The sequence below is a fragment of the Stenotrophomonas sp. genome (assembly GCF_032103445.1).
Taxonomy (GTDB): domain Bacteria; phylum Pseudomonadota; class Gammaproteobacteria; order Xanthomonadales; family Xanthomonadaceae; genus Stenotrophomonas.
On sequence record NZ_DAMDFR010000009.1, the window covers coordinates 21,492 to 44,187 of the forward strand.

The following is a 22,696-nucleotide window of genomic DNA, read 5'->3' on the forward strand; positions in this document are numbered from 1 at the left end:
CCACGCCCTGCGTGACTTCGCGATGCCCGACCCAGCCGCAGCCACGCAGGGCGTGGCTCTACGGGGCGGTTTTGCGCGCCTCCGGCTTCAACCGCAGGTAAACCTGCTTGCGCACCCGCGCCACCACCTCACCCTGCGCATCCACAACGTCATTGCTGAACCAATGCAGATGCTTGTCCCCATCCGCCGTCTCCGCCCGCAGCCCGTCCAGCAGCGCATCGTCCAACCGGAACTCCGCCACCACTGTCCCCCGACCGGGCTTCACGAACTCGATCTCACCCGCCCGGTCCCAAACGTAATAGTTCCGCCCCAGGTTCTGCATCACCGTCAGCATCCAGAACGGATCGGTCATGGCAAACAGGCTGCCCCCGAAGTGCGTGCCCACGTAGTTGCGGTTCCACGGGCGCATGCGCAGTTCCACGCGAACGTAGCGGTAGTCATCGCTGACGTGGGTGACATGGATGCCGGCAAACAGGAACGGCGGCCACAGATTGATGCCATGGCGGAACAGGCTGGCCTTCATGAGGTAGGCGAAGGTAGGGGAGACCCGGAAAGCCTACCATTCGCTTGCGTATGGTTCAAAGCGTGGGCCGATGAAAAGAGGGCGCGTGCCCCGGTCAGGAGGTGATCCCTTGTAGGGACGCGCCATGCGCGTCCCCGTGGACTTGGAAATCCAGGCAACCAATTGAGTCAGGCGATCATTCGATGTAGCACTGGATGTCGTCGGCTTTCCGTTCGCAGCGGAACATCACCCTCCACGTTGGAAGCTCGCCGTGCACAGGAACGGAGGCCCATGCAGCGCGCTCAATGAAGGCATTTCCTAGAACGTTCACGTGATCATTAATGGAGAACCGGCGGCCCCCTTCAGTAGGCGCAAAGTCGATGCGAGTCTGCTGAATCGGCCCGCTTGCAAACGAGGAGATGTGGTGCCAGCGACGCGATGCGCGGTCGAACTGAAAATTGGAATACAAAATGTCATTCCAGACCATGTCTCGTCCGAAGTGGAGCCCGGCATACAGCGACAATGGCGTATGCAGTTCATGCTCGAACTTCAACAGCCGCCCGCCGGTCGTGGAAGTGTCGAGAAAGTTGAATTCGGGGGTAGTCATCAGAAAGCGGTGAACCGTCTCCCGCGCGATGCCATGCTTCGGGTGCAGCGCGGAGAGGTGATGTCCCCACAGCAGTTGGGTGGACCGACCGTGGTCGGTATCAGGAGCAAGCAATTCGACGTTCTCCAGCTGTCCGAGCATTATCCCCAATGAAGGATCCATCAGCGCCATGAAGCCCTGGTACTGACGCTCGAGCCAGTCTTCGACGGGGAACGGCGTCGCGATCAGGTTGCCACCCGTATGTGCTACCTCGAACCCGGCGATGCTCAAGTCACTGTAGTCATACACATAATGCCGCCCAACCCCCTGCGCCAGCGCCACATCCTCCATTTCCGCCGGCGTGCAGTAGTAGCACTTGTAGGCAATGGGATCTTCTTCGTTCGCCATCGCCTGCATCGGTAGTGCGGCCAGCATCATCCAGAACAGCTTTTTCATCGTATTGCTCCATGTGATCCGCTGTGTGCGGAGTGCGCAGTGGAGCAAAGCAGGGTGATGGGGCGGTATCGGAATTGTCCTAAGTGGGGTGTGGTGGTGTTGGGGGCGGTGTTAGGTGGGGGTTTTTGATGGGGTGGGGCGGGTTTCTTCGGTTGGGTGCGCGTCGTTAATGAGCCGATCGGGCGTTATCGGTCGTCGTCTTTCGACCGACGCTACCAATAGCCAGCCCCAATGACGGGTTCCAACAGCCGGTTCGATCGATCATGGGTATCCCGTGCATCGCACGGGACCGCGTCAGTAATCGACGATGTCCGTCGCGTAGCCGTCCTGGCCGGCGGCACGGGCACGCTGCAGGGCGGCTTCTGCGCCCTGCATGATGGCCTTGGGCGTGCTGCTGGCGTCAGGAACGCGCACATATACGCCTACCGATACCGTCACCGGCGTGGTCTGCCCGAGCTGTATCGGAACGTTCAATCCACGCACCCGCGCAATCAGATCTTCCACCACCTGCAGGGTGCCGTCGCCGTTGGTTTCCGGCAGCAGCAGCGCGAAGCGGTCGGTGCCGAGGCGCGCGCTGATGTCGTGCGGGCGGCGTGCGTGTGCGGTCAGCTGCGAGGCGATGGCGCGCAGCGCGGCGTTGCCGGCGTTCAGTCCGTGCAGGTCCACCAGTGCGTTGAAGTGATCCAGCTCGATCAGCACCACGCTCAGCGGGCGCTGCAGGCGCTGCGCGGCACTGTGCTCCTCTTCGAGGTGGTGATCGAAGCGGCGGCGCGTGCCCAGTTGGGTCACCGGGTCGATATGGATGAAGCGTCGCCAGTGCAGCGCGCACCAGCCCAGCCACGCCGCCAGCACCGCGCCCATGCTGACAGCCAGGGCCATGGGCGCAAACCACACATAGCCCAGGCGCAGCAGCAGGAAGCTGCCGAGCAGCACCGACGGAATTGCAATGAGTGCGACAAGGCGGGCGCGAGGCAGGGTCAGCAGCAGGCCGAACAAGGCCGCCAGCAAACCGCTCAACAGGGTCTGCACCCACACCGGCGTCAGCCGGATCACCTTGTCATCCAGCAGCATGGCAGCCACATTGGCCTGGTACTCGCTGCCGCTGAGGCCGCGCACCGGGGCGCTGGGGGTGAGCAGCAGCGGCGCTTCGGCGGGGGTGGTCACGCCCACCATTGCCAGGCGGCCACGCAGCACGGTGCGGTCGACGCGGCCCTCCAGTACATCCACGTAGGACACCTGTGGGAAGGTGCGCGCCGGGCCGGCAAAGCGCACCCGCACCAGATGGTTGCGTCGCCATTGCCAGGGGGATGCGTTGTCCGGGCCGGGATCCAGTCGCCCGGGCAGCAACCCGCGGCGGGCGGCCAGTGCCGCACCCAGCGCAGGCCAATGCGGTGAACCGACGCCGGCAGTGAGGTACAGGCTGCGGCTGATGCCGTCCGGATCGACCTCGACGTCACTGTGCCCCAGCGTGGTCGCGTTGGCCGCGATCATGGGAATCGGCAGCAGCTCCTCGGAAACGCCGGGCCGTTGGGTCGGCAGGGCGACCACCGGCAGCACCACCTGCCCGTGGCGACGGATCGCGGCGGACAGCTCGGCGTCCTGGCTGGCATCGGGGTCAGGGTCGGACAGCAGCAGGTCCATCGCCACGCGGGTGCTGCCGGCCTCGGTCAGGCGATCCAGCAACTGCGCATGGGTGGCGCGCGGCCAAGGCAACGGGCCCAGCTTTTTCACGCTGGCGGCGTCAATGGCAATGATCAGCAGGCGCGGATCGGGTGCGTAGCTCCAATGGCCGACCCAGCGGTCGTACAGGGCTTCATCCGGCTTCCACAGCACCTGGCCATGGCTGAGTGCGGCGGCCAGCAGGCCAACCAGCACCGCCAGGGCGATGCGCCGGGACCACGACAACGGGTGCGGCAAGCGACGTGAACTCACAATCATCTGAGCCCTGATGCACGGGGCCTGGTTCGCGACCCCCATGGTCTGAACCGCACCTCCCCCCGGTGGGTCGGGGTGGCTGGCACCCCGCGCCGGCATTATGACCCGGTTGCCGGGCGGGTAAGGGGGCGGACGCCGTTTCCGGCCCGGTTCAGAACAGCAGCGCGGCCATCCGGCGGCGGTAGGTGCCGACCAGAGCAGGGTCGTCGATCACCTTGAACGCATCCACCAGCAGCTTGCGCGGCAGGCCGTCGCTGAAATTGCGGTCGCGTTCGAGCAGGGCAATGAACTGCTCCAGCGCGGCTTCATCCTGGCCGCCCAGCAGCAACTGCACGCCGCGCAGGTGGCGGGCCTGCAGGTCGTCGCCATTGGCTGCAATGCGGGCGTCCAGTGCGTCGGGCGACGGCGCATCCTGCAATGCGCTGGCGAAATCGAGGCGGGCGCGGGCGCGTACAGCACGTTCGTCGGTGGACAGATTGGCCGGCAGGGCGTCGATCAGGGCGCGGGCTTCGGTGGTGCCGCCGGTCTGCAGCAGGGCCAACGCCAGGTCCAGCTTCAGGGCTTCGTTGTCCGGTTCGGCGGCGATGCTGGCGCGCAGCACGTCCACCTGGGCCTGCGGGTCCAGCGGTTCGGGCTCGGCTGTGGCCTCATCGGCGGCCTCGGCCGGGGTGATGCCGTGCTGGGTCAGGAATTCGCGCAGCTGGCCTTCCGGCAATGCGCCGGGGAAGCCATCGACCAGCTGGCCGCCCTTGACCAGGAACACGGTCGGCACCGAGCGGATCTGGAAGGCGGCGGCAATCTGCTGCTCCTTGTCCACGTCCACCTTGGCCAGCTGGAAGGCCCCGTTGTACTCGGCGGCCAGCTTTTCCAGGATCGGCCCCAGCGTCTTGCAGGGTTCGCACCAGGTCGCCCAGAAGTCGACCAGCACCGGGGTCTGCAGCGACTTCTGCAGGACCTCGGCCTCGAAGGTGGCGGTGGTGGCTTCAAAGACGTGGGTCACTTCGCTCATGGCAGGCAGTTCAACCGGTAAAGATGTCCCCAGTTTATGGTGACGCGAATGGCCCTGCGCAACCCCGGCCATTGCCGTCATGCCCGGCTATAGGCGTGCGCGCCCGGGTGTCAGACAATGGGCGCATGCAGACACTTCAACGTTTTGACCCTTGGCTGGGCGCGCTGGGCGCGGGCCTGTTCATCCTGGCAGTGATCGGCTTCGGTGCCGCGTTGCCGGGCTACCTGCCGCTGGGCCATCCGGTGGCGCTGCTGGGGGCGCTGGGCGTCCCGCATGCGCTGGCCTTCAATGTGCTGGGCTTTGTGCTGCCGGGGTTGATCGCGGTGGCGGTGGCGCTGCGGCTGCTGGCGCGGGTGCCGCGTACGGCACCGTGGTCGTTGCGGGTCGGCGGGCAGATGCTGTTGCTGTCGGGGTTGGCCTTCGCGGCCATGGGCCTTTTGCCGTTGGACGCCAGTGATATTGAAAGCCGGGCCAGCCAGTATCACGCCAGCGCGTGGATGGTGTGGGTGCTGGCGTTCGTGCCCGGGGCGGTGCTGTCGGGCTTGGGCGAGCGCGGCTTGTCCGGCGGGCGGCGGTTGGTGGTGGTGCATCTGGCGGCCGGGGTGGCCACCGGGCTGGGGGCGCTGGTGCTGCAGATGGTGATGCCGGCCCCGCTGGCGCAGCGGCTGGCCTTTGTGGCCTGGGCGGTGTGGTTGGCGGTGGTGCTGCCGGTGGCCCGACGGTAACGCCGGGCTTGCCCGGGTGTTCGGGCGATTGGGATGTTCGGGCGGTCCAGATGTAGAGCCGGGCTTGCCCGGCTGCCGTTGGCGGTGCGCGAAAAGCAGCCGGGCAAGCCCGGCTCTACGGGGCGTCACGGATCGGTGTGGTGACTTTGCGCGCTTCGGGTTCGGTGCGTTGGCCTTCGCTCTTCACAAATCCTTGATATATCAACAGCATGACGCCGTCGCCCGTGTCGTTTCCGGCACCGATTGGAGCGCTTTGCCGCACTGCGGTACCCTGTGCCGCTTTGCCGCCGCACACGCGTTTCCATGACCAGCGTCGAACCCAACGTTTACGACCCGCAGCAGGTTGAATCCGCCGCCCAGAAGTTCTGGGACGCCACCCGCGCCTTCGAGGTGAACGAGTCTTCGGACAAGCCGAAGTACTACTGCCTCTCGATGCTGCCGTACCCGTCCGGTGCGCTGCACATGGGCCACGTGCGCAACTACACGATTGGTGACGTGATCAGCCGCTACAAGCGCATGACCGGTCACAACGTGCTGCAGCCGATGGGTTGGGACGCCTTCGGCCTGCCGGCCGAGAACGCGGCGATCAAGAACAAGACCGCACCGGCCAAGTGGACCTACGCCAACATCGAGCACATGCGTGGCCAGTTCAAGGCCATGGGCTATGCGATCGACTGGTCGCGCGAGTTCGCCACCTGCACGCCGGACTACTACGTGCACGAACAGCGCATGTTCACCCGGCTGATGCGCAAGGGCCTGGCCTACCGCCGCAATGCAGTGGTGAACTGGGACCCGATCGACCAGACCGTGCTGGCCAACGAACAGGTCATTGACGGCCGCGGCTGGCGCTCCGGCGCACTGGTGGAAAAGCGCGAGATTCCGCAGTGGTTCCTGCGCATCACTGACTACGCCCAGGAACTGCTCGACGGCCTGGACGACCTGCCGGGCTGGCCGGACTCGGTCAAGACCATGCAGCGCAACTGGATCGGCCGCTCCGAAGGGCTGGAAATCCAGTTCGACGTGCGCGATGTCGACGGCAGCGCGCTGGATCCGCTGCGCGTGTTCACCACCCGTCCGGATACCGTGATGGGCGTGACCTTTGTCTCCATTGCCGGCGAACACCCGCTGGCGCTGCACGCGGCCAAGTCGAATCCGGCGCTGGCGGCGCTGCTGGCTGAAATGAAGCAGGGCGGCGTGTCCGAAGCCGAACTGGAAACCCAGGAAAAGCGCGGCATGGACACCGGCCTGCGCGCGGTGCACCCGGTCACTGGCGACACCGTGCCGGTGTGGGTGGCCAACTTCGTGCTGATGGGCTATGGCACCGGTGCGGTCATGGCCGTGCCCGGCCACGACCAGCGCGACAACGAATTCGCCAACAAGTACAACCTGCCTATCCGCCAGGTCATTGCGCTGAAGAGCCCGCGCAAGGATGAAGGCGAGTACGACGGCAGCCGCTGGCAGGACTGGTACGGCGACAAGAGCCGCGAGACCGAACTGGTCAACTCGGCCGAATTCGACGGCCTGGACTTCCAGGGCGCGTTTGAAGCACTGGCCGAGCGTTTCGAACGCAAGGGCCAGGGCCAGCGCCGCGTGAACTACCGTCTGCGCGACTGGGGCGTGAGCCGCCAGCGTTACTGGGGCTGCCCGATTCCGGTGATCTACTGCCCGAAGTGCGGCGCGCTGCCGGTGCCGGAAGAACAGCTGCCGGTGGTCCTGCCGGAAGACGTCAATTTCGTCGGTACCGGTTCGCCGATCAAGGCGGATCCGGAATGGCGCAAGACCACCTGCCCGGACTGCGGCGGCGCAGCCGAGCGTGAAACCGACACCTTCGACACCTTCATGGAGTCCAGCTGGTACTACGCGCGCTACACCTCGCCGGGTGCCCGTGATGCGGTGGACAAGCGCGGCAATTACTGGCTGCCGGTGGATCAGTACATCGGCGGCATCGAACACGCGATCCTGCACCTGATGTACTTCCGTTTCTTCCACAAGCTGCTGCGTGATGCGCGCATGGTGGACAGCAACGAGCCGGCGCAGAACCTGCTGTGCCAGGGTATGGTCATTGCCGATACGTACTTCCGCCAGAACGAAGACGGCTCCAAGGACTGGATCAACCCGGCCGACGTTGATGTGCAGCGCGACGAGCGCGGCCGCATCACCGGTGCCACGCTGATCGCCGATGGCCAGCCGGTGCAGATCGGCGGCACCGAGAAGATGTCCAAGTCGAAGAACAACGGCGTGGATCCGCAGGCCATGGTGAGCAAGTACGGTGCCGACACCGTGCGTCTGTTCTCGATGTTCGCGGCGCCGCCGGAGCAGTCGCTGGAGTGGAACGAAGCCGGCGTGGACGGCATGGCGCGCTTCCTGCGCCGTCTGTGGGCGCAGGTCCACAAGCACGCCGCCGACGGCACCGTGCCGGCACTGGACGTGGCCGCGCTCAATGCCGAACAGAAGGCGCTGCGCCGCAAGACCCATGAAACCATCGGCAAGGTCAGCGACGACTACGGCCGCCGCCACAGCTTCAACACCGCCATTGCGGCGGTGATGGAGCTGATGAACGCGCTGGCCAAGTTCGACGACAGCTCCGAACAGGGCAGGGCAGTGCGCCAGGAGGCCCTGCAGGCCACCGTGCTGCTGCTCAACCCGATTACCCCGCATGCCAGCCACGCGCTGTGGCAGGTGCTGGGCAAGGGCGAGTCGCTGCTGGAAGACCAGCGTTTCCCGCAGGCCGATGAGGCCGCGCTGGTGCGCGACGCGGTCACCCTGGCGGTGCAGGTCAATGGCAAGCTGCGTGGGACCATCGAAGTCGCGGCTGACGCCCCGCGTGACCAGATCGAGGCACTGGGCGTGGCCGAGCCGAATGCGGCAAAGTTCCTGGAAGGCCTGACCGTGCGCAAGATCATCATCGTGCCGGGCAAGATCGTGAACATCGTGGCGGGGTGATGGCTGGATCGCCCGATGGCCTGATGGGCGGCTTCGGCCGGGTCTAAACGCCGGTGGCGGCACCGGCGCGTGTGTGGCGCTTGCGTTGGACGCTTGCGCCGCGCTGCGCGCGGTTGCCACGCATGGCGTGGCACTACGGAATTTATACGTGCACAGGACGATCTCAAGCCTTGTTCACGCGGGCTCGGGCAATCTGGGCGATGAATTCCCTGTTGCCGCGCTCGCCCGCCTCAATCAGACTGTGCCCATGATCCGACTCCTGCTTGCCCTTGTCCTCACCGTTGCCCTGGCCGGGTGCGGTTTCCATCTGCGCAACAAGCTGATGCTGCCGGCCGACACCGCCGCAGTGCGGGTGGTCTCCACCGCGCCGTACAGCGAACTGGCCAAGCTGCTGCGTCGCGGCCTGCTGGCGTCGGGTGCGGAACTGGCCGATGAGGACAGCAAGGGGCCGGCGGCACAGCTGCAGGTGTTGTCTGAGCGCTGGGGCGACCTGCCCATCGCCATCGACGCCCAGGGCCGTGCCCAGGAGTACAGCCTGCGTTATGCGGTGATTTTCGTGTTCCGCCGCGAGGATGGCAGCGACCTGGTGCCTCAGCAGGTGATTGAACTGTCGCGCGACTACGTGTCGCCGCCGACCGACGCCACCGGTACCACCACCGAGCGTGAGATCCTGGCCGACGAACTGCGCCGCGAAATGTCCGCGTCGATCATGCGTCGCATCGACAGCGTGGTGCGCAAGGAACTGGAGCGCGGTCGCGCGCCCAGCCCGACCGCACCGGCCGTGCAGCCGGCGGCACCGGCCAGCCCGGTCATTCCGCCGCAGGGCTCCTGAGCCGGCCTCGGCTCTGCTCCGCATGGAACTGCGCCCGGAACAACTTGCCAGCCAACCGGCCAGCCAGCCGCTGGCCCCGGTTTATCTGATTGCCGGCCCGGAAACCCTGCGCGTGCTGGAAGCGGCCGATGCGATCAGGGCCCGGGCCCGCGCCGATGGCGTCAACGAACGCGAAGTGTTCGATGCCGACGGCCGTGACTTCGACTGGAACCAGCTCGACGGCACCTTCAACGCGCCCAGCCTGTTCAGTGCGCGCCGTCTGGTCGAAGTGCGCCTGCCCAGCGGCAAGCCGGGCAAGGAAGGCAGCGAAGTGATCAGCCAGTTCTGCGCCAACCCCGCGCCGGACGTGATTCTGCTGATCACCTGCAACGAATGGAGCAAGGCGCACCAGACCAAGTGGACCGAAGCGGTCAGCCGGGTCGGGGTGCTGTCGGTGGCCTGGGCGATAAAACCGCACGAGCTGCCCGAATGGATCGAGCGCCGCCTGCGCCAGAAGGGGCTGCGTGCCGATCCGGCCGCAGTGCAACGCCTGGCCGAGCGGGTCGAGGGCAATCTGCTCGCCGCCGCGCAGGAGATCGACAAGCTGGCGCTGCTGGCCGAAGGCCAGAGCCTGGATGTGAACACCATGGAATCGCTGGTGGCCGACGCCGCCCGCTATGACGTGTTCCGTCTGCTGGAAGCGACCTTCTCCGGCCAGCCGGCCGCAGTGCTGCGCATGCTCGCCGGCCTGCGCGGTGAAGGCGAGGCCGTGGCCGCGCTGATGCCGATGGTGATCCGTGAAATGTTGTCGACCGCCGGGCTTGCCCGCGTGCAGGCACGGGGCGGCAACCTCGCCGCGGAAATGAAAAGCCGCGGCATCTGGGAGGCCCGGCAGGCCCCGTTCAAGCGTGCGCTGCAGCGCCACCCCGAGCCCAAGCGCTGGGAGCGGTTCGTGGCCGAAGCGGGGTTGGTGGACCGTATGGCCAAGGGTCGTGCCGACGGCGACCCGTGGCTGGGGCTGGAGCGGCTGCTGGTGGCGGTGGCCGAGGCCCGTGCGGTGCGTCTGCTGGCCCGTGCCTGATGCCGCTGCGCATCCTCTACGGCGGCACCTTCGACCCGGTGCACCTGGGCCATCTGGCGATTGCGCGTGCCGCCCGCGACCAGTTGCAGGTCGCCGTGCGTCTGCTGCCCGCCGCTGACCCGCCGCATCGCAGCCCGCCAGGGGCCAATGCCGAACAGCGCGCCCACATGCTGGAACTGGCCATCGGCGACGAGCCGGGGCTGCTGGTGGACCGGCGCGAGATCGAACGCGCGCAGCAGCACCCGGGTGTGCCGTCGTACACCGTGGACACCCTGCGTGAGTTGCGCGCTGAACTGGGGCCCCTTCAGCCGATGGCGTGGCTGGTCGGCGCGGACAGTCTGCGCAGTCTGAACCAGTGGCATGAATGGCGGGAGCTGTTCAAACTTTGTCATTTCATCGTGGCCGAACGCATGGGCAGCCCGATGCAGGCGGGGCTGGCTCCGGACCTCGGAGTGATGTTGCACGGACGCGAGGTCACTGATGAGCGTCCGCTGCTTTCCACGCCGGGCGGCCGCATCCTGCGTCTGCGCGCACCTCTGCGCAGCGAATCTGCCACCGCGGTGCGTGAACAGATCGCCCAGAACGGCCCATGGCGCAACCTGCTGCCTGAACCCGTTGCCGACTACATCGCCGACCACGGCCTGTACGGTGCCAGCGCGGCGTGAATACGTTCAGGCCCAAGGCCCCGTATAATCGCGCCAACACTTTTTGAGTTTCCTGCTTTGAGCGACCAGACCCAGCCTCAGACCATCAAGGTCGAACTGCCCCATCCCGCGCCGTCCACCCAGCAGCTGTTGGAATGCGTACGCGCGGCGACCGAAGAGCTGAAGGCCAAGGATGTCGTTGAAATCAACGTCATCGGCAAGTCCAGCGTCGCCGATTACATGGTGATCGCCTCGGGCACCTCCAGCCGCCACGTCAAGTCGATTGCCGACGAAGTGGTCAAGTTCGCCAAGCAGGCCGGCAACATGCCGCTGGGTGTGGAAGGCGAGCGCGAGGCCGAGTGGGTGCTGGTCGATCTGGGCGATGTCATTGTCCACGTGATGCTGCCGCGCGTGCGCGAGTTCTACGCGCTGGAGCGTCTGTGGACGGTCGGCGACCAGCCGCCGAGCCTGCTCGATGAAGACGGCCAGAACGACGAAGACGACGGTTACGCCGCCCGCTGACTTGTAGCCGGGCTTGCCCGGCTGGCCATGCCATGAAAGCACGATTGATCGCCACCGGTGAACGCGCCCCGTCCTGGGTGGCGCAGGGCTTTGCCGAGTACCAGAAGCGACTCTCGCACTGGCTGCCATTCGAACTGGTGGAAATCGAACCGGGGCTGCGCGGCAAAGGCCGCGACCCGCGTCGCGCCACCGAGGACGAAGGCAAGCGGGTCATTGCCGCATTGCCCAAGAATGCCTACGTGGTGGCATTGGATGTTCCGGGCCGCCAGCTCAGTTCCGAGCAGCTGGCACAGCGCCTGGAGCACTGGCGCAGCCAGGGCCGCGATCTGGCATTCCTGATCGGTGGCCCGGAAGGGCACTCGCCCGAGGTATCGGCGCTGGCCGATGAAAAGTGGTCGATCGGTCCGCTGACCCTGCCGCACATGCTGGTGCGGCTGGTGGTGGCCGAGCAGCTGTATCGTGCGGCGGCGATGCTGGCCAATCATCCGTATCACCGCGCCTGACAGCATGGGCGCATCACAGGGGTTACATCCTGTGAAAAACCCGGTTACAATGCGCACCCCGCCCGAATAGCTCAGCCGGTTAGAGCACTTGACTGTTAATCAGGGGGTCGTTGGTTCGAGTCCAACTTCGGGCGCCAAGTTTCAGAGCCTCGCAGCGATGCGAGGCTTTTTTTTGTCCGCGAAGCAGCCACGCAGGGCGTGGCTCTACGGGTGACAAAAAGCCCGGGCATTGCCCGGGCTTTCTGGTTTACATCACGTAACCCGCATCAGTTGAAGGTGTACTTCGCGCCCACCGTGAAGTAGCGGCCAATCGCGCCGCTGAAGTGCAGCGGGTTGTAGTTGACGCCGCCGTAGGTGGTCGGGTCGAGCGGTGCGATGCGATCAAACACGTTCTGCACCGAGGCGTTGAGCTCAAACGCGTCGTTGATGTTCCAGCGACCGGACAGGTCGAAGGTGGTGAACGAGGAGATCTTCTCCACCGGCGTGCCGTCGGCATAGAAGGCGAGGTATTCGCCGCCGCGGTGGTCCTTGTTCTCCAGGCTGGAGATGTAGTTGACCACGCCGCTCACGCTCCACGGGCCCTGCTTCCAGGTGGTGCCGAAGTTGACGCGGTCTTCCGGCGTGCCGATGCAGTTGGTGACATCGCAGTTGCCGTGGGTGCCTACGTAATCCACCGTTTCGCCGCCCTCGGTGCGCTCGAACTTGAGCACGTGGCTCCACTGCAGATCCATCTCCAGCTGACCCGGGCCGATGTCGAAGGTCTGGCGGATATCGGTGTCGATACCGCGCACCCGCGACGAGTTGGCATTCACGTAAGCGGTGTTCACCGCCAGGATGCTGCCGGTACCCGGGACACCGTTGATCAGGTCGATGTCACGCAGCACGTCGCCGTCGGCGATCGCCTGGGCGGTGCTGCCCTGGGCGATTTCGTTGGTGCGCTTGATCTGCCAGGCATCCACCGTCAGCGAGGTGCTGGAGGTCGGCTGCAGCACGATGCCCACCGAGTAGCTCTTGGACTCCTCGGGCTTCAGGTCCGGGTTCGGGCTGGTGATGATCGCCACCGGGCGTGCGCCGCAGTTGGTAGTGGTCGGGTCGGCGGCGCAGCGCACCGGGTCGCGTGCGGTGGAGAACGCTGCCAGGCCGCCGTCGCCGTTCTCGGCCGGGTTCGGTGCACGGAAGCCTTCCGCATAGGTGGCACGCAGCGCGATCCAGTCCACCGGGTTCCACTTCACGCCCAGCTTCGGCGTGGCCTTGCCTTCACCGCTCTCGTACTTGTCGTAACGGACCGCGCCCGTGAGTTCGAGCTGCTCCAGCACCGGCGCGGACAGTTCCACGTAACCGGCGTATACGTTCTGGGTGCCGTCGTAGGCCGAATAGCCCAGACCAATGATGTCGCCGATGTCCGTGTAGGTCTGCGGACGCAGGCTGTTGCTGGTCTTTCGCCATTCGGTGCCCATGGCCAGGCCCAGCGGGCCACCTTGCAGGTCGGCCAGGCTGCGCGACACGGTGAAGTCGAACATGTCCAGGCTGGAGCTGGCGCGGGCGTTGATGGTCGGGGAGATGTAGTCGTACAGCGCCTGCGAGTTCTCGCCGGCGTTATCGCCGACGCGCCATACGCCGCCCGGGCAGGCGGTGTTGCCCAATGCGCACTGCACGGCGCTGTAACGCAGGAAGCCGGTGCGCACGTTGTCGAGCTCGGTACCCGAATGCAGGTAGGCCGTGTCGTAGCTCCATTCGCCCCAATTGCCCTTGACGCCCACCAGGAAGCGGTTGAACTCATTGGTGTTGGTGGTCACGCGCGGGCCGACGTCCCAGGCCGAGTAGCGCAGGCGCGATTCCTGGCCGGGAATCGGATTGTCCGGATGGTCGGGGGCGAGTACCACCGCACCCGGGCCGCTGCTGGCGTTCACCGGACCGCCCGGATAACCCCAACTGCCGGACACGCCCGACGGCGTATTGCTGAAGACGGTTTCCTTCTTGGAGTAGCCGATTTCGGTGTAGACCTCGCCGCCCTCGCCGAATGCGAAGCTGGCGCGACCGAACACGTTGACGTATTCCTCCTTCGGGCTCAGGTCGCGGTAAAGCTGCGCCGGATTCCACAGGCAGCCGTCCTGGGCAATCGAGGCATCGGTCTGTCCGGGAATGGTGGTCAGGCCCTGGCAGCCGGGCAGCGGGACCAGGAAGGCCGGATTTTCATCGGTCACGTTGCGGTCGTCGAACACCGAACCGTTCGGGCCGGCACCGCCACTGGTGCCGCCACTGAGGTACGCACCGCCGATGAACTGCGAGTCGGCGGCGGAAATACCCCAGCGACGCAGGTCGCCGGTGCCGATCCACTTGCGGTTCTTGCGGTCGCTGATCTTGATCGCGTCGGTCTTGCCGACGTCCAGGCTCATGAAGGCGTTCCAGCCGTCTTCCACCAGGTTGCCGGTACCGAGGGTGAGCGTGGCCTTCTTGGCGTCGCCGTCACCGTCTTCGGACATGCCGTAGGAGCCGCGCAGGATGCCGCCTTCGAAGTCGCTGCGCAGGATGATGTTGACCACGCCCGCAATTGCATCCGAGCCGTAGATCGCCGATGCGCCGTCCTTCAGCACTTCCACGCGCTCCACGGCGTCGAGCGGAATGGTGCTGAGGTCGGTGAACACTTTCTGGCCGTCATCGGCCAGACCGTAGGTCGCCATGCGGCGGCCGTTCAACAGCACCAGGGTGGACCCGGCACCCAGGCCGCGCAGCGAGATGCCCGCGCCGCCGCCGGCAAAGCCGTTGCCGAAGGTCTTGGGAATGGAGCCTGCGCCGTCGGAGGTCAGCGTCTGCAGGTATTCGGCCACCGTGGTCTTGCCGGTGCGGTCGATTTCCTGGCGCGTCACCACCTGCACGGGCGAGGGGGTTTCGGTGTTGGTACGGGGGATGTTGGAGCCGGTGACCGTGATGCGGTCCAGATTGGTGGCCTGATCCTGGGCCATGGCCGTCGAGGACGCCAGGGCACCGCTCAGGAGGAGCAGGCCGCCGGTAAGCGCGACGGATACGGAGTGAGCCAGATTGTTGCGGCGGCCGAAGGTGGGCCGTTGGATCGGGTGTTTCACAGTTTCTCTCCTGACTGGGAAAACCATCGAAGTCGGTGGATCGCACTGAGGGGCAGTGTCGACCGCGCAAATCTATGTTTCCCACAGGTGACGCAACCGTGAAAAATTGCTTAATTGGCGACGCTTCCTGACCTGTGTCACAAAGCCGGGGCGCGCTGCTTGCGCGCCCCGGTCCTTACCTTGTACGGACACGCGCTGCCTGTCTCATTTGTTCAGTCGGGCAGCGAGAAGGTAACCGGCACCAGTCCTTCCGCGACCACCGTCTGCCCGTTCACCTGGGCCGGTACGAAGCGCCAGTGACGCAGGATCTGTTGGCGTGCGGCGGTGTCCAGCGCCCGCGACCCACTGCTGCGCTCGATCACCACGCTGGAGGCCTTGCCGTCGGCCTCCACCCGCACCCGCAGCACCACGGTGCCTTGTTCGTTGCCGCGGATGGCGGCGATCGGGTAGGTCGGCGGCGGCGCGGTGCGGTATTGCAGTTGCACGCCGGTCGGCATGGCCGGGGCCGGATCGGCTGGAGCCAGCGTCGGGGCCTGGGTGTCCGCGGCGGGCAGTGGCGGTACCGCCAGCGCGTCGCTGGCATCGGCGGTGGGCGGCGGCAGCGGAGCCACGCGCGGCACCGGGTTGGCCGTGGCCGGGGTGATCGGCTTGGGCTGTTCCTTCTGGATGATCACCGGCGGCGGCAGCGGTGGTTCGGGTTGCGCTTCAAAGAAGGTCACCGGCGTGCGTTCGCGCGGTAGCGGGGCGGCCACATAGGTGGCGGGGATCAGCAGCAGCAGGAAGGCCAGCGCGTGCACCGCGATGGCGGTACTCCAGCCGAGCACGCGTGAGGCTTCAATCTGCAGGGGTACAACGCGGGGATGGGTCCGGACCATGCTCGACTCTCCTTGCCAGGTGTGCGGGAACATCAACGTTGCGGCGCGACCACGCGGGGCCGCGCAATGACAGGAATACTGGAGTGGCGCGCCCGCCGGAAGGCAGGGGTGGCAGCCACGTTTGGCTGCCAGTCAGTCTTTCCGGTAGCAGCGGACCGTTGGTCCGCTGACCCCTTACCGGCCCAGGTCGAACACCACGTCCAGGTTCACCGACACGCTCGACTCACCCGGCGACACCGGCGTCGAGATGTCGGCCGCCATCGGGGCCGCGGCCGCGCGCATCATCACCGGGCGGAAATTGCCGCCACCGCTTTCCGAGATGCTCACAATCCGGCGCACCCGCAGCCCCAGCGCCTTGGCGTAGGTTTCCGCGCGTGCCTGGGCCTTCTTCAGCGCGGCCAGGCGGGCTTCGTCATACACCGGCTCGGGCTGGTCGATCTCGAACTGCGGCCCGTTGATCTGGTTCGCGCCCTGCGCGGCCAGTGCATCCAGCACCTTGCCCAGCTTGGCGATGTCACGCACCTTCAGGCTGACCGTGTTGCTGGCCTGGTAGCCGGTGATCTTCGGGGCCTCGTTCTCGGCGTAGCGGTACTGCGGGCTGAGGTTGACCCCGCTGGTCTGGACATCGCGCTCGACAATGCCGGCGGCCTTGATCGCGGCCAGCACCTTGGTCATCTGTTCGGCGTTCTGGCGCATCGCGGTGTTGCCGTCGGTGGCCTGGGTGACCACGCCGGCCGACAGGGTGGCGACGTCGGGCACGCGCTTGGCTTCGGCGTTGGCCGACACGTTGAGCAGGGTGCCGTCGATCGGGGCGGCAATGGCCGGGGCAGTCTGGGCGTGGGCGGTCATGGTGGCTCCCAGGGCAAGGGACAGGGCGAGCAGCAGCGGGGACAGGGTCAAGCGGCGCATGAACATCTCCTTGTGAAGGCGTTGAGGTTGGTGTCGGGGCGATGAACGCGTGGTGAGGCTGAGCGGGGTTGATGTGGATTCTGTCCGGTTGTGCGCGATTCAGACAGCGGCCGCAGGTTATCCTTCCGCGATGCTTTATCTCGCCTCCCGTTCGCCTCGACGAACCGAATTGTTGTCCCGACTGGACCGGCCGTTCCGCGCGCTGGATCTGGACGTGCCTGAAGTCCGTGCCCCCGGGGAAACCGCCCTGGACTATGTGCAGCGCGTGGCCGCCGACAAGGCCCGGGCCGGTCTGGCCCAGGTCGCTGCCGACCCCGATGCAGTGGTGCTGGGCTCGGACACCGAAGTGATCCTGGACGGGGAGGTGTTCGGCAAGCCGGTTGATGCCGCCGATGCCGCCGCCATGCTGCGCCGGTTGTCCGGTCGGACCCACCAGGTCGCCACTGCCGTCGCCGTGGTCGCCGCCGACCGCCAGCAGAGCGTGCTGGTGGTGTCGGAGGTCACCTTCATGGAGTGGAGCGAGGCCGCCATTGCCCGCTATGTGGCCAGTGGCGAGCCGATGGGCAAGGCCGGGGCCTACGCCATCCAGGGTGGGGCCGAGCGATTCATCCGCCATCTGGCGGGAAGCTATTCGGGTGTGATGGGATTGCCCCTGCAACAGACCGAACAAGTGTTGTTGGCGTTCGAGCCGAAGGGAGTCGCCCATGTCTGAGGAAATCCTGGTCAACGTCACGCCGCGCGAAACCCGCGTGGCGGTCATCGAAAACGGCATGCTGCAGGAACTGCACATCGAGCGCGGCTGGCGTCGCGGGGTGGTGGGCAACATCTACAAGGGCAAGGTGCAGCGGGTGATGCCGGGCATGCAGGCCGCCTTCGTCGAGGTCGGGCTGGAGCGCGCCGCGTTCCTGCACGCCAATGACGTGGTGCGTCCCGCGCCGGTGGCCAGCGGCGACACCGAAGGCACCACGCTGCCGCCGCCATCGTCGGTGCCGATCGTGGAACTGCTGCGTGACGGCCAGGACATCGTGGTGCAGGTGGTGAAAGACCCGATCGGCACCAAGGGCGCGCGCCTGACCACCCAGATCAGCATTCCCTCGCGCTACATGGTGCTGCTGCCGCAATCCAAGGTGGTGGGGGTGTCGGCGCGGATCGAGGACGAGGCCGAACGCGCGCGCCTGAAGACCCTGGTCACCGAACTGTCGGCCCAGCACGGCGGCTACGGCTACATCGTGCGTACCAATGCCGAAGGCCAGCCGGCCGAGGCCATTGCCGAAGACATCGCCTACCTGTCGCGGGTGTGGAACGTGGTCGAGCGGCGCGGACGCGAAGCGGCACCGTGCAGCGTGATCTATGAAGACCTGAGCCTGCCGTTGCGCTCGGTCCGTGACCTGATCCGCAAGGACGTGGACAAGGTGAAGGTGGATTCCAAGGAAACCTTCGCCCAGCTGCAGGCCTTCGTGGCCAAGTACATGCCGGTGCTGGCTGAAAAGCTGGAGCTGTACAGTGGTGATCGTCCGATCTTCGACATGTTCGGGGTGGAGGACGAAATCGGACGCGCGCTGGACAAACAGGTCCCGCTCAAATCCGGCGGTTATCTGGTCATCGACCAGACCGAAGCGATGACCACCATCGACGTCAACACCGGGTCGTTCCTGGGCCAGCGCAACCTGGAAGAAACCGTGTTCCGCACCAACCTGGAAGCGGCGCAGGCGGTGGCACGCCAGCTGCGGCTGCGCAACCTGGGCGGCATCATCATCATCGACTTCATCGACATGGATGACGCCGAGCACCGTCGCCAGGTGCTGCGCACGCTGGAAAAGGCGCTGGCACGTGACCATGCCAAGACCACGGTGTACGACTTCTCGCCGCTGGGCCTGGTCGAAATGACCCGCAAGCGTACCGTGGAGAGCCTGGAACGACAGCTCTCGGAAACCTGCCCGCAGTGCAGTGGTCGCGGCAGCATCAAGACCACCGAAACGGTCACCTACGAGATCTTCCGCGAGATCACCCGCGCGGTGCGCCAGTTTGACGCCGCGCGCCTGCTGGTGATCGCCTCCACCAAGGTGGTGGCGCGCATCACCGACGAGGAATCGGCCGCGGTGGCCGAGCTGGAGGAATTCCTCGGCAAGTCGATCCGGTTCCAGGCTGACGAGCAGTACCTGCAGGAGCAGTTCGATGTCGTGCTGCTCTGATCTTCATGCACAGGCACGCCGTGGCGTGCCGGCGGGTCGATGACCACGCCGCTGCGACTGCGGCTGCGAAGGATCCGCCGCCATGTTGTCTATGCCCTGGCCATCGTGCTGGTGGGCGTGGCCGTGCTGGTCGGCACGGTCAGCCAGCTGCTGCCCCTGGCCGAGCGGCATCCCGACAAGGTGGCCGCGTGGCTGAGCGCGCGTGCCGGCCAGCCGGTGCGTTTCGACCACCTCGATACCCGCTGGACCCGGCGCGGTCCGCTGCTGGCGCTGCAGGGGCTGCGCATCGGTGAAGGGCAGGGCCTGCGCATCGGTGAAGCCGAAGTGCTGGTGTCGATGTATGCCGGCCTGCTGCCGGGCCAATCGCTGACCGAGCTGCGCCTTCGCGGCCTGGCACTGGAACTGCAGCGCGCCGATGACGGCCGCTGGTCGGTGCAGGGCCTGCCGCAATCGGGCAAGGGCGACCCCTTGGAGTCGTTGCGCCGACTGGGCGAACTGCAGGTGATTGGCGGACGGCTGACCGTGGATGCGCCGTCGCTCAAACTGCACACCGAATTGCCGCGCATCGATCTGCGCCTGCGCGTGAACGGCCAGCGCCTGCGCGTAGGTGCGCGTGCCTGGGCCGATGAAAAGACGCAACCGCTGACCGCGGTGCTCGACTTCGAGCGCAGACGCGGCGACGGCCAGGTGTGGCTGGGCGCGGACCCGGCCGACTTCAGCGCGTGGTCGTCGCTGCTGCAGTTTGGCGGTGCCCGCCTGCAAAAGGGCACCGGCGAGTTCAACGCCTGGGTGGACGTGCGCGATTCGCGACTGGTGATGGTGACCACCGATGCCGATCTGCACGATGTGCAGTTGCAGGGGGCACCGCTGGCCGACGGCAAGCGCCCGCAGATGACCCTGCAGAACCTCGAGCTGCGTGCACGCTGGCGCTGGGTCAAGGGCGGCTGGCGCGCGGACGCTTCGCGCCTGCGTATCGGCATGGACGGCAACGAGCAAGCCCTGGACGGGCTGCTGGTGGCCGGCGGCGAGCATCTGGCCCTGGCCGGTGACAACATCGACGCCAGCGCGCTGCTGCGCGGCCTGGCATTGACTGACCGGGTTGACCCGGGCCTGCGCAGCTGGCTGCATGCGGCCGTACCGCAGGTTCGCATGACCCGGGTCCGTTTCAGTGGTGAGCGCGGCGGGGCACTGCGGTTTGAAGGCGACCTGGAGGACATCCGCTTCGCTGCGGCCGGGCACGCGCCGGGTCTGAGTGGCGTCGGCGGGCACTTCCAGGGCGACGCCGATGGCTTCCGCCTGGACCTGCAGCCCAGCCGCGTGATGCAGTTCGACTGGCCGTCCGGGTTCGGCGTGCGTCACGACGTGCATCTGGCCGGCAGTGTGGTGGGCTGGCGCGACGAGGCCGGCGGCTGGCGGATCGGCACCCCGGCACTGCGCGTGCAGGGCACCGACTACGCCGCCGACGTGCGCGGCGGGGTCTGGTTCCAGGGCAACGGCACGCGCCCGTGGCTGGAGCTGGCAGCCAAGCTGGATGACGTGCCGATGACCGCGGCCAAGCGTTTCTGGATCCATTCCAAGATGAGCAAGGGGGCCACCGACTGGCTCGACGCGGCGCTGGTATCGGGGCACGTGCGCGGCGGCATCGGGCTGGTCACCGGCGACTTGGAAGACTGGCCGTTCGATCAGAACAACGGTCGCTTCGAGGCCACCGGGCATATCGACAACGGCAACATCCGCTTCCAGCACGACTGGCCGACCATGAACAAGGTCGATGCCGATATCGCCTTCATCGGCCCGGGCTTCGAGCTGCACGGGCGCGGTGATCTGGCCGGTGTGGCGGTGAACCACTTTGATGCCGGCATTGCCGACTTCGGACAGACCGATCTGTATGTGAAGGCGAATACGCGCAGCGATGCCAGCACGTTGCTGGCGATGCTCAAGCAGAGCCCGCTGCAGAAGACCTACGGCGATTCGCTCAACGCGCTGACCGCCAAGGGCCCGGCGGTGGTCGACTTCGACCTGCTGCAGCCGCTGCACCACGATGCCGGCCCTGGCCATCTGCAGGGAACGGTCGAGCTGGCCGGAGCCACGCTCAGCGACAAGCGCTTCGATCTCACCTTCGACAACATGCATGGCAAGGCCAGCTACAGCAATGACGGCTTCGGTGCCGAGCAGCTGGCCGTGCGTCACCTGGGCCAGGACGGCCAGCTGAGCCTGCGCGCGGGCGGTTTCGTGAAGGATCCGGCGCAGGCGTTTGAATCCGAACTCAGCGCATCGCTTGATGCCGGGTTGCTGCTGGACCGCGCGCCCGAGCTGAGCTGGATCAAGCCTTACATCGAAGGCACCTCGCGCTGGACCATCGGGGTCACCCTGCCCAAGGTGGCGGCGGGGGCAAAGATCGAGCCGCCGACCCTGCTGACCCTGCATTCGGATCTGGTCGGCACGCGCCTGGACCTGCCGGCTCCACTCGACAAACCCGCACCGGTGTCACTGCCGACCGCGGTGACCGCGCAGTTGCCGATGGGGGCAGGGCGGGTCGATGTCGCCTTCGGACAGCGTCTGGCGCTGGCGGCGCGTACCCACAACAACCAGACCGGCGTGCAGGTCACCCTGGGCAGCGACCGCGTGGATCGCGATCCGCCGGCCAGTGGGCTGGCGGTGAACGGACGCAGCGGCTCGCTGGATGCGCTGGAATGGATCGCGCTGGCGCGCTCACCTGACGGTGGTGGTGACGACCCGATGCCGCTGCGGCACGTGGACGTGCAGGTCGGGCAGTTGCTGTTGGCTGGCGGCGTGTTCGAACAGACCCGCCTGCAGTTGCGGCCGACGCCCGCCAGCATTGAAGTGCGCATGGACGGCCCCTCATTGGCGGGCGATCTGAGCGTGCCCAATGCCGACGGGGCTCCCATTGTCGGAAAGCTGGAGCGCGTGCACTGGAAGTCCCTGCCAACTCCGGTCAAGCGCCCGGACGACGGGGCCGCCATCGTGCTGCCCGATGACGCCACGCTGCCGGCCCGCGTGCAGGCCAGCGCCAATGACACCAATCCGGCGAAGATTCCGCCGCTGTCGCTGGATATCAACGACCTGCAGTTCGGCAAGGCCAAGCTCGGCCAGGCGGTGCTGCGCACGCATCCGTTCGGCAACGGGCTCAGCGTGGACCAGCTGCAGTTCCGTGCGCCCAAGCAGCAGATCGACATCCAGGGCCGCTGGCTGGGCATGGGCGCAACCGCGAACACCCAGATGCAGGTCCAGGTGCAAAGCGAAGATCTGGGTGGACTGATGCAGAACCTGGACTACGGCGGCCAGCTGCGTGGCGGCGACGGCACGCTGCGCCTGGAGGCCGGCTGGCCCGGCGGACCGTCCGACTTCGCGCTGGGCGAGCTGGAAGGGCAGTTGCAGGTGCATGCGCGCAATGGCCAGCTGCTGGAACTGGAACCCGGTGCGGGGCGCGTGCTTGGTCTGCTCAGCGTGGCCCAGCTGCCGCGCCGGCTGATGTTTGATTTCCGCGACTTCTTCTCCAAGGGCTTTGCCTTCAACCAGGTCGAGGGCACGCTGGCCTTTGCCGACGGCATGGCCACCACCGACAAGGTGCTGATCGAAGGCCCGGCGGCCAATATCAGCATTCGCGGGCAGACCGACCTGCGCCGTCAGCAGTTCGACCAGACCATCGATGTCAATCCGCGCGCCGGCAATCTGCTGACCGTGGTCGGTGCGGTCGCCGGCGGTCCGGTGGGCGCGGCGGTGGGCGCGGCAGCCAACGCCGTGCTGTCCAAGCCATTGGGCGAGATCGGGGCCAAGACCTACCGGGTCACCGGGCCGTGGGCCGAGCCCAAGGTCGAGGTGATCGACCGTGACGATGCGCCGCCTCTGCCGCCGGTGCCGGCCGCTGCGCCGGCAAAACCGTGAACATTCCTTTCTGT

Annotated in this window: 17 protein-coding genes and 1 tRNA gene; 11 read left to right on the forward strand and 7 right to left on the reverse strand. The window is 66.6% G+C overall.

What is annotated here, in order from left to right; translation table 11 throughout:
• Positions 1–58 precede the first annotated feature (58 nt).
• From RT551_RS05420 to trxA, 4 genes are all read right to left on the reverse strand, one after another.
• A complete protein-coding gene (locus RT551_RS05420; protein WP_313456233.1) occupies positions 59–523 on the reverse strand; it encodes a DUF4442 domain-containing protein in 465 nt (154 codons plus the stop codon).
• 175 nt (positions 524–698) lie between these two features.
• Positions 699–1,544, reverse strand: a complete 846-nt coding sequence (locus RT551_RS05425) for a hypothetical protein (RefSeq protein ID WP_313456235.1) — start codon at positions 1,542–1,544, stop codon at positions 699–701.
• A 294-nt stretch (positions 1,545–1,838) separates the two neighbouring features.
• Positions 1,839–3,482 carry a CHASE2 domain-containing protein gene (locus RT551_RS05430; protein ID WP_313456237.1) on the reverse strand — a complete coding sequence of 548 codons (1,644 nt, stop codon included), beginning with the start codon at positions 3,480–3,482 and terminating at the stop codon, positions 1,839–1,841.
• Between the two features lie 148 nt (positions 3,483–3,630).
• Positions 3,631–4,488 carry a thioredoxin gene (gene trxA / locus RT551_RS05435; protein ID WP_313456239.1) on the reverse strand — a complete coding sequence of 286 codons (858 nt, stop codon included), beginning with the start codon at positions 4,486–4,488 and terminating at the stop codon, positions 3,631–3,633.
• Positions 4,489–4,613: 125 nt separating this feature from the next.
• On the opposite strand from trxA, the gene RT551_RS05440 reads away from it, so the two are divergent.
• The 8 genes from RT551_RS05440 to RT551_RS05475 all read left to right on the forward strand — a co-directional run bounded on the left by RT551_RS05440 (position 4,614) and on the right by RT551_RS05475 (position 11,854).
• Complete coding sequence (locus RT551_RS05440) at positions 4,614–5,213, forward strand: DUF998 domain-containing protein (protein WP_313456241.1); 600 nt, start codon at positions 4,614–4,616, stop codon at positions 5,211–5,213.
• A 303-nt stretch (positions 5,214–5,516) separates the two neighbouring features.
• Complete coding sequence (gene leuS, locus RT551_RS05445) at positions 5,517–8,156, forward strand: leucine--tRNA ligase (protein WP_313456243.1); 2,640 nt, start codon at positions 5,517–5,519, stop codon at positions 8,154–8,156.
• A 247-nt stretch (positions 8,157–8,403) separates the two neighbouring features.
• Entirely contained in the window at positions 8,404–8,988 is a 585-nt protein-coding gene (gene lptE, locus RT551_RS05450; protein WP_313456245.1) for an LPS assembly lipoprotein LptE, read from the forward strand.
• Between the two features lie 22 nt (positions 8,989–9,010).
• Positions 9,011–10,048, forward strand: coding sequence for a DNA polymerase III subunit delta (gene holA / locus RT551_RS05455; RefSeq protein WP_311192101.1), 1,038 nt, complete (start codon positions 9,011–9,013; stop codon positions 10,046–10,048).
• On the forward strand, positions 10,048–10,713 hold the full coding sequence (nadD, locus tag RT551_RS05460) for a nicotinate-nucleotide adenylyltransferase (protein WP_313456247.1): 666 nt from the start codon (positions 10,048–10,050) through the stop codon (positions 10,711–10,713). The genes holA and nadD overlap by 1 nt, the downstream gene beginning before the upstream one ends.
• A gap of 57 nt (positions 10,714–10,770) precedes the next feature.
• A complete protein-coding gene (gene rsfS / locus RT551_RS05465) occupies positions 10,771–11,214 on the forward strand; it encodes a ribosome silencing factor (protein WP_313456249.1) in 444 nt (147 codons plus the stop codon).
• Positions 11,215–11,246: 32 nt separating this feature from the next.
• Complete coding sequence (gene rlmH / locus RT551_RS05470) at positions 11,247–11,717, forward strand: 23S rRNA (pseudouridine(1915)-N(3))-methyltransferase RlmH (protein WP_311192098.1); 471 nt, start codon at positions 11,247–11,249, stop codon at positions 11,715–11,717.
• Between the two features lie 60 nt (positions 11,718–11,777).
• A tRNA-Asn gene (locus RT551_RS05475) sits at positions 11,778–11,854 on the forward strand.
• A 129-nt stretch (positions 11,855–11,983) separates the two neighbouring features.
• Here the strand turns inward: RT551_RS05475 and RT551_RS05480 are convergent.
• From RT551_RS05480 to RT551_RS05490, 3 genes are all read right to left on the reverse strand, one after another.
• Positions 11,984–14,800 carry a TonB-dependent receptor gene (locus RT551_RS05480; protein ID WP_313456251.1) on the reverse strand — a complete coding sequence of 939 codons (2,817 nt, stop codon included), beginning with the start codon at positions 14,798–14,800 and terminating at the stop codon, positions 11,984–11,986.
• 212 nt (positions 14,801–15,012) lie between these two features.
• Positions 15,013–15,675, reverse strand: coding sequence for a TonB family protein (locus tag RT551_RS05485; protein WP_313456253.1), 663 nt, complete (start codon positions 15,673–15,675; stop codon positions 15,013–15,015).
• A gap of 174 nt (positions 15,676–15,849) precedes the next feature.
• Positions 15,850–16,584, reverse strand: a complete 735-nt coding sequence (locus tag RT551_RS05490; RefSeq protein WP_313456255.1) for an SIMPL domain-containing protein — start codon at positions 16,582–16,584, stop codon at positions 15,850–15,852.
• 130 nt (positions 16,585–16,714) lie between these two features.
• On the opposite strand from RT551_RS05490, the gene RT551_RS05495 reads away from it, so the two are divergent.
• The 3 genes from RT551_RS05495 to RT551_RS05505 are packed head-to-tail and all read left to right on the forward strand — an operon-like array spanning position 16,715 to position 22,682.
• Entirely contained in the window at positions 16,715–17,296 is a 582-nt protein-coding gene (locus RT551_RS05495) for a Maf-like protein (RefSeq protein ID WP_313456257.1), read from the forward strand.
• On the forward strand, positions 17,289–18,776 hold the full coding sequence (gene rng / locus RT551_RS05500; RefSeq protein ID WP_311192093.1) for a ribonuclease G: 1,488 nt from the start codon (positions 17,289–17,291) through the stop codon (positions 18,774–18,776). Before RT551_RS05495 ends, rng begins: the two co-directional genes overlap by 8 nt.
• A gap of 39 nt (positions 18,777–18,815) precedes the next feature.
• The gene (locus tag RT551_RS05505) at positions 18,816–22,682 is read left to right on the forward strand and encodes a YhdP family protein (protein ID WP_313456259.1); all 3,867 of its coding nucleotides are present in this window, start codon (positions 18,816–18,818) and stop codon (positions 22,680–22,682) included.
• Positions 22,683–22,696: the final 14 nt, after the last annotated feature.

What these genes read in the sequence shown, in the direction of transcription:
- leuS (WP_313456243.1), top strand. Translation starts at nt 5,517, where the DNA reads ATGACCAGCGTCGAACCCAACGTTTACGACCCGCAGCAGGTTGAATCC.
- RT551_RS05420 (WP_313456233.1), bottom strand. Translation starts at nt 523, where the DNA reads ATGAAGGCCAGCCTGTTCCGCCATGGCATCAATCTGTGGCCGCCGTTC.
- RT551_RS05485 (WP_313456253.1), bottom strand. Translation starts at nt 15,675, where the DNA reads ATGGTCCGGACCCATCCCCGCGTTGTACCCCTGCAGATTGAAGCCTCA.
- RT551_RS05425 (WP_313456235.1), bottom strand. Translation starts at nt 1,544, where the DNA reads ATGAAAAAGCTGTTCTGGATGATGCTGGCCGCACTACCGATGCAGGCG.
- RT551_RS05495 (WP_313456257.1), top strand. Translation starts at nt 16,715, where the DNA reads ATGCTTTATCTCGCCTCCCGTTCGCCTCGACGAACCGAATTGTTGTCC.
- RT551_RS05505 (WP_313456259.1), top strand. Translation starts at nt 18,816, where the DNA reads ATGACCACGCCGCTGCGACTGCGGCTGCGAAGGATCCGCCGCCATGTT.
- RT551_RS05430 (WP_313456237.1), bottom strand. Translation starts at nt 3,482, where the DNA reads ATGATTGTGAGTTCACGTCGCTTGCCGCACCCGTTGTCGTGGTCCCGG.
- RT551_RS05440 (WP_313456241.1), top strand. Translation starts at nt 4,614, where the DNA reads ATGCAGACACTTCAACGTTTTGACCCTTGGCTGGGCGCGCTGGGCGCG.
- nadD (WP_313456247.1), top strand. Translation starts at nt 10,048, where the DNA reads ATGCCGCTGCGCATCCTCTACGGCGGCACCTTCGACCCGGTGCACCTG.
- RT551_RS05490 (WP_313456255.1), bottom strand. Translation starts at nt 16,584, where the DNA reads ATGCGCCGCTTGACCCTGTCCCCGCTGCTGCTCGCCCTGTCCCTTGCC.
- trxA (WP_313456239.1), bottom strand. Translation starts at nt 4,488, where the DNA reads ATGAGCGAAGTGACCCACGTCTTTGAAGCCACCACCGCCACCTTCGAG.
- lptE (WP_313456245.1), top strand. Translation starts at nt 8,404, where the DNA reads ATGATCCGACTCCTGCTTGCCCTTGTCCTCACCGTTGCCCTGGCCGGG.
- rlmH (WP_311192098.1), top strand. Translation starts at nt 11,247, where the DNA reads ATGAAAGCACGATTGATCGCCACCGGTGAACGCGCCCCGTCCTGGGTG.
- holA (WP_311192101.1), top strand. Translation starts at nt 9,011, where the DNA reads ATGGAACTGCGCCCGGAACAACTTGCCAGCCAACCGGCCAGCCAGCCG.
- rng (WP_311192093.1), top strand. Translation starts at nt 17,289, where the DNA reads ATGTCTGAGGAAATCCTGGTCAACGTCACGCCGCGCGAAACCCGCGTG.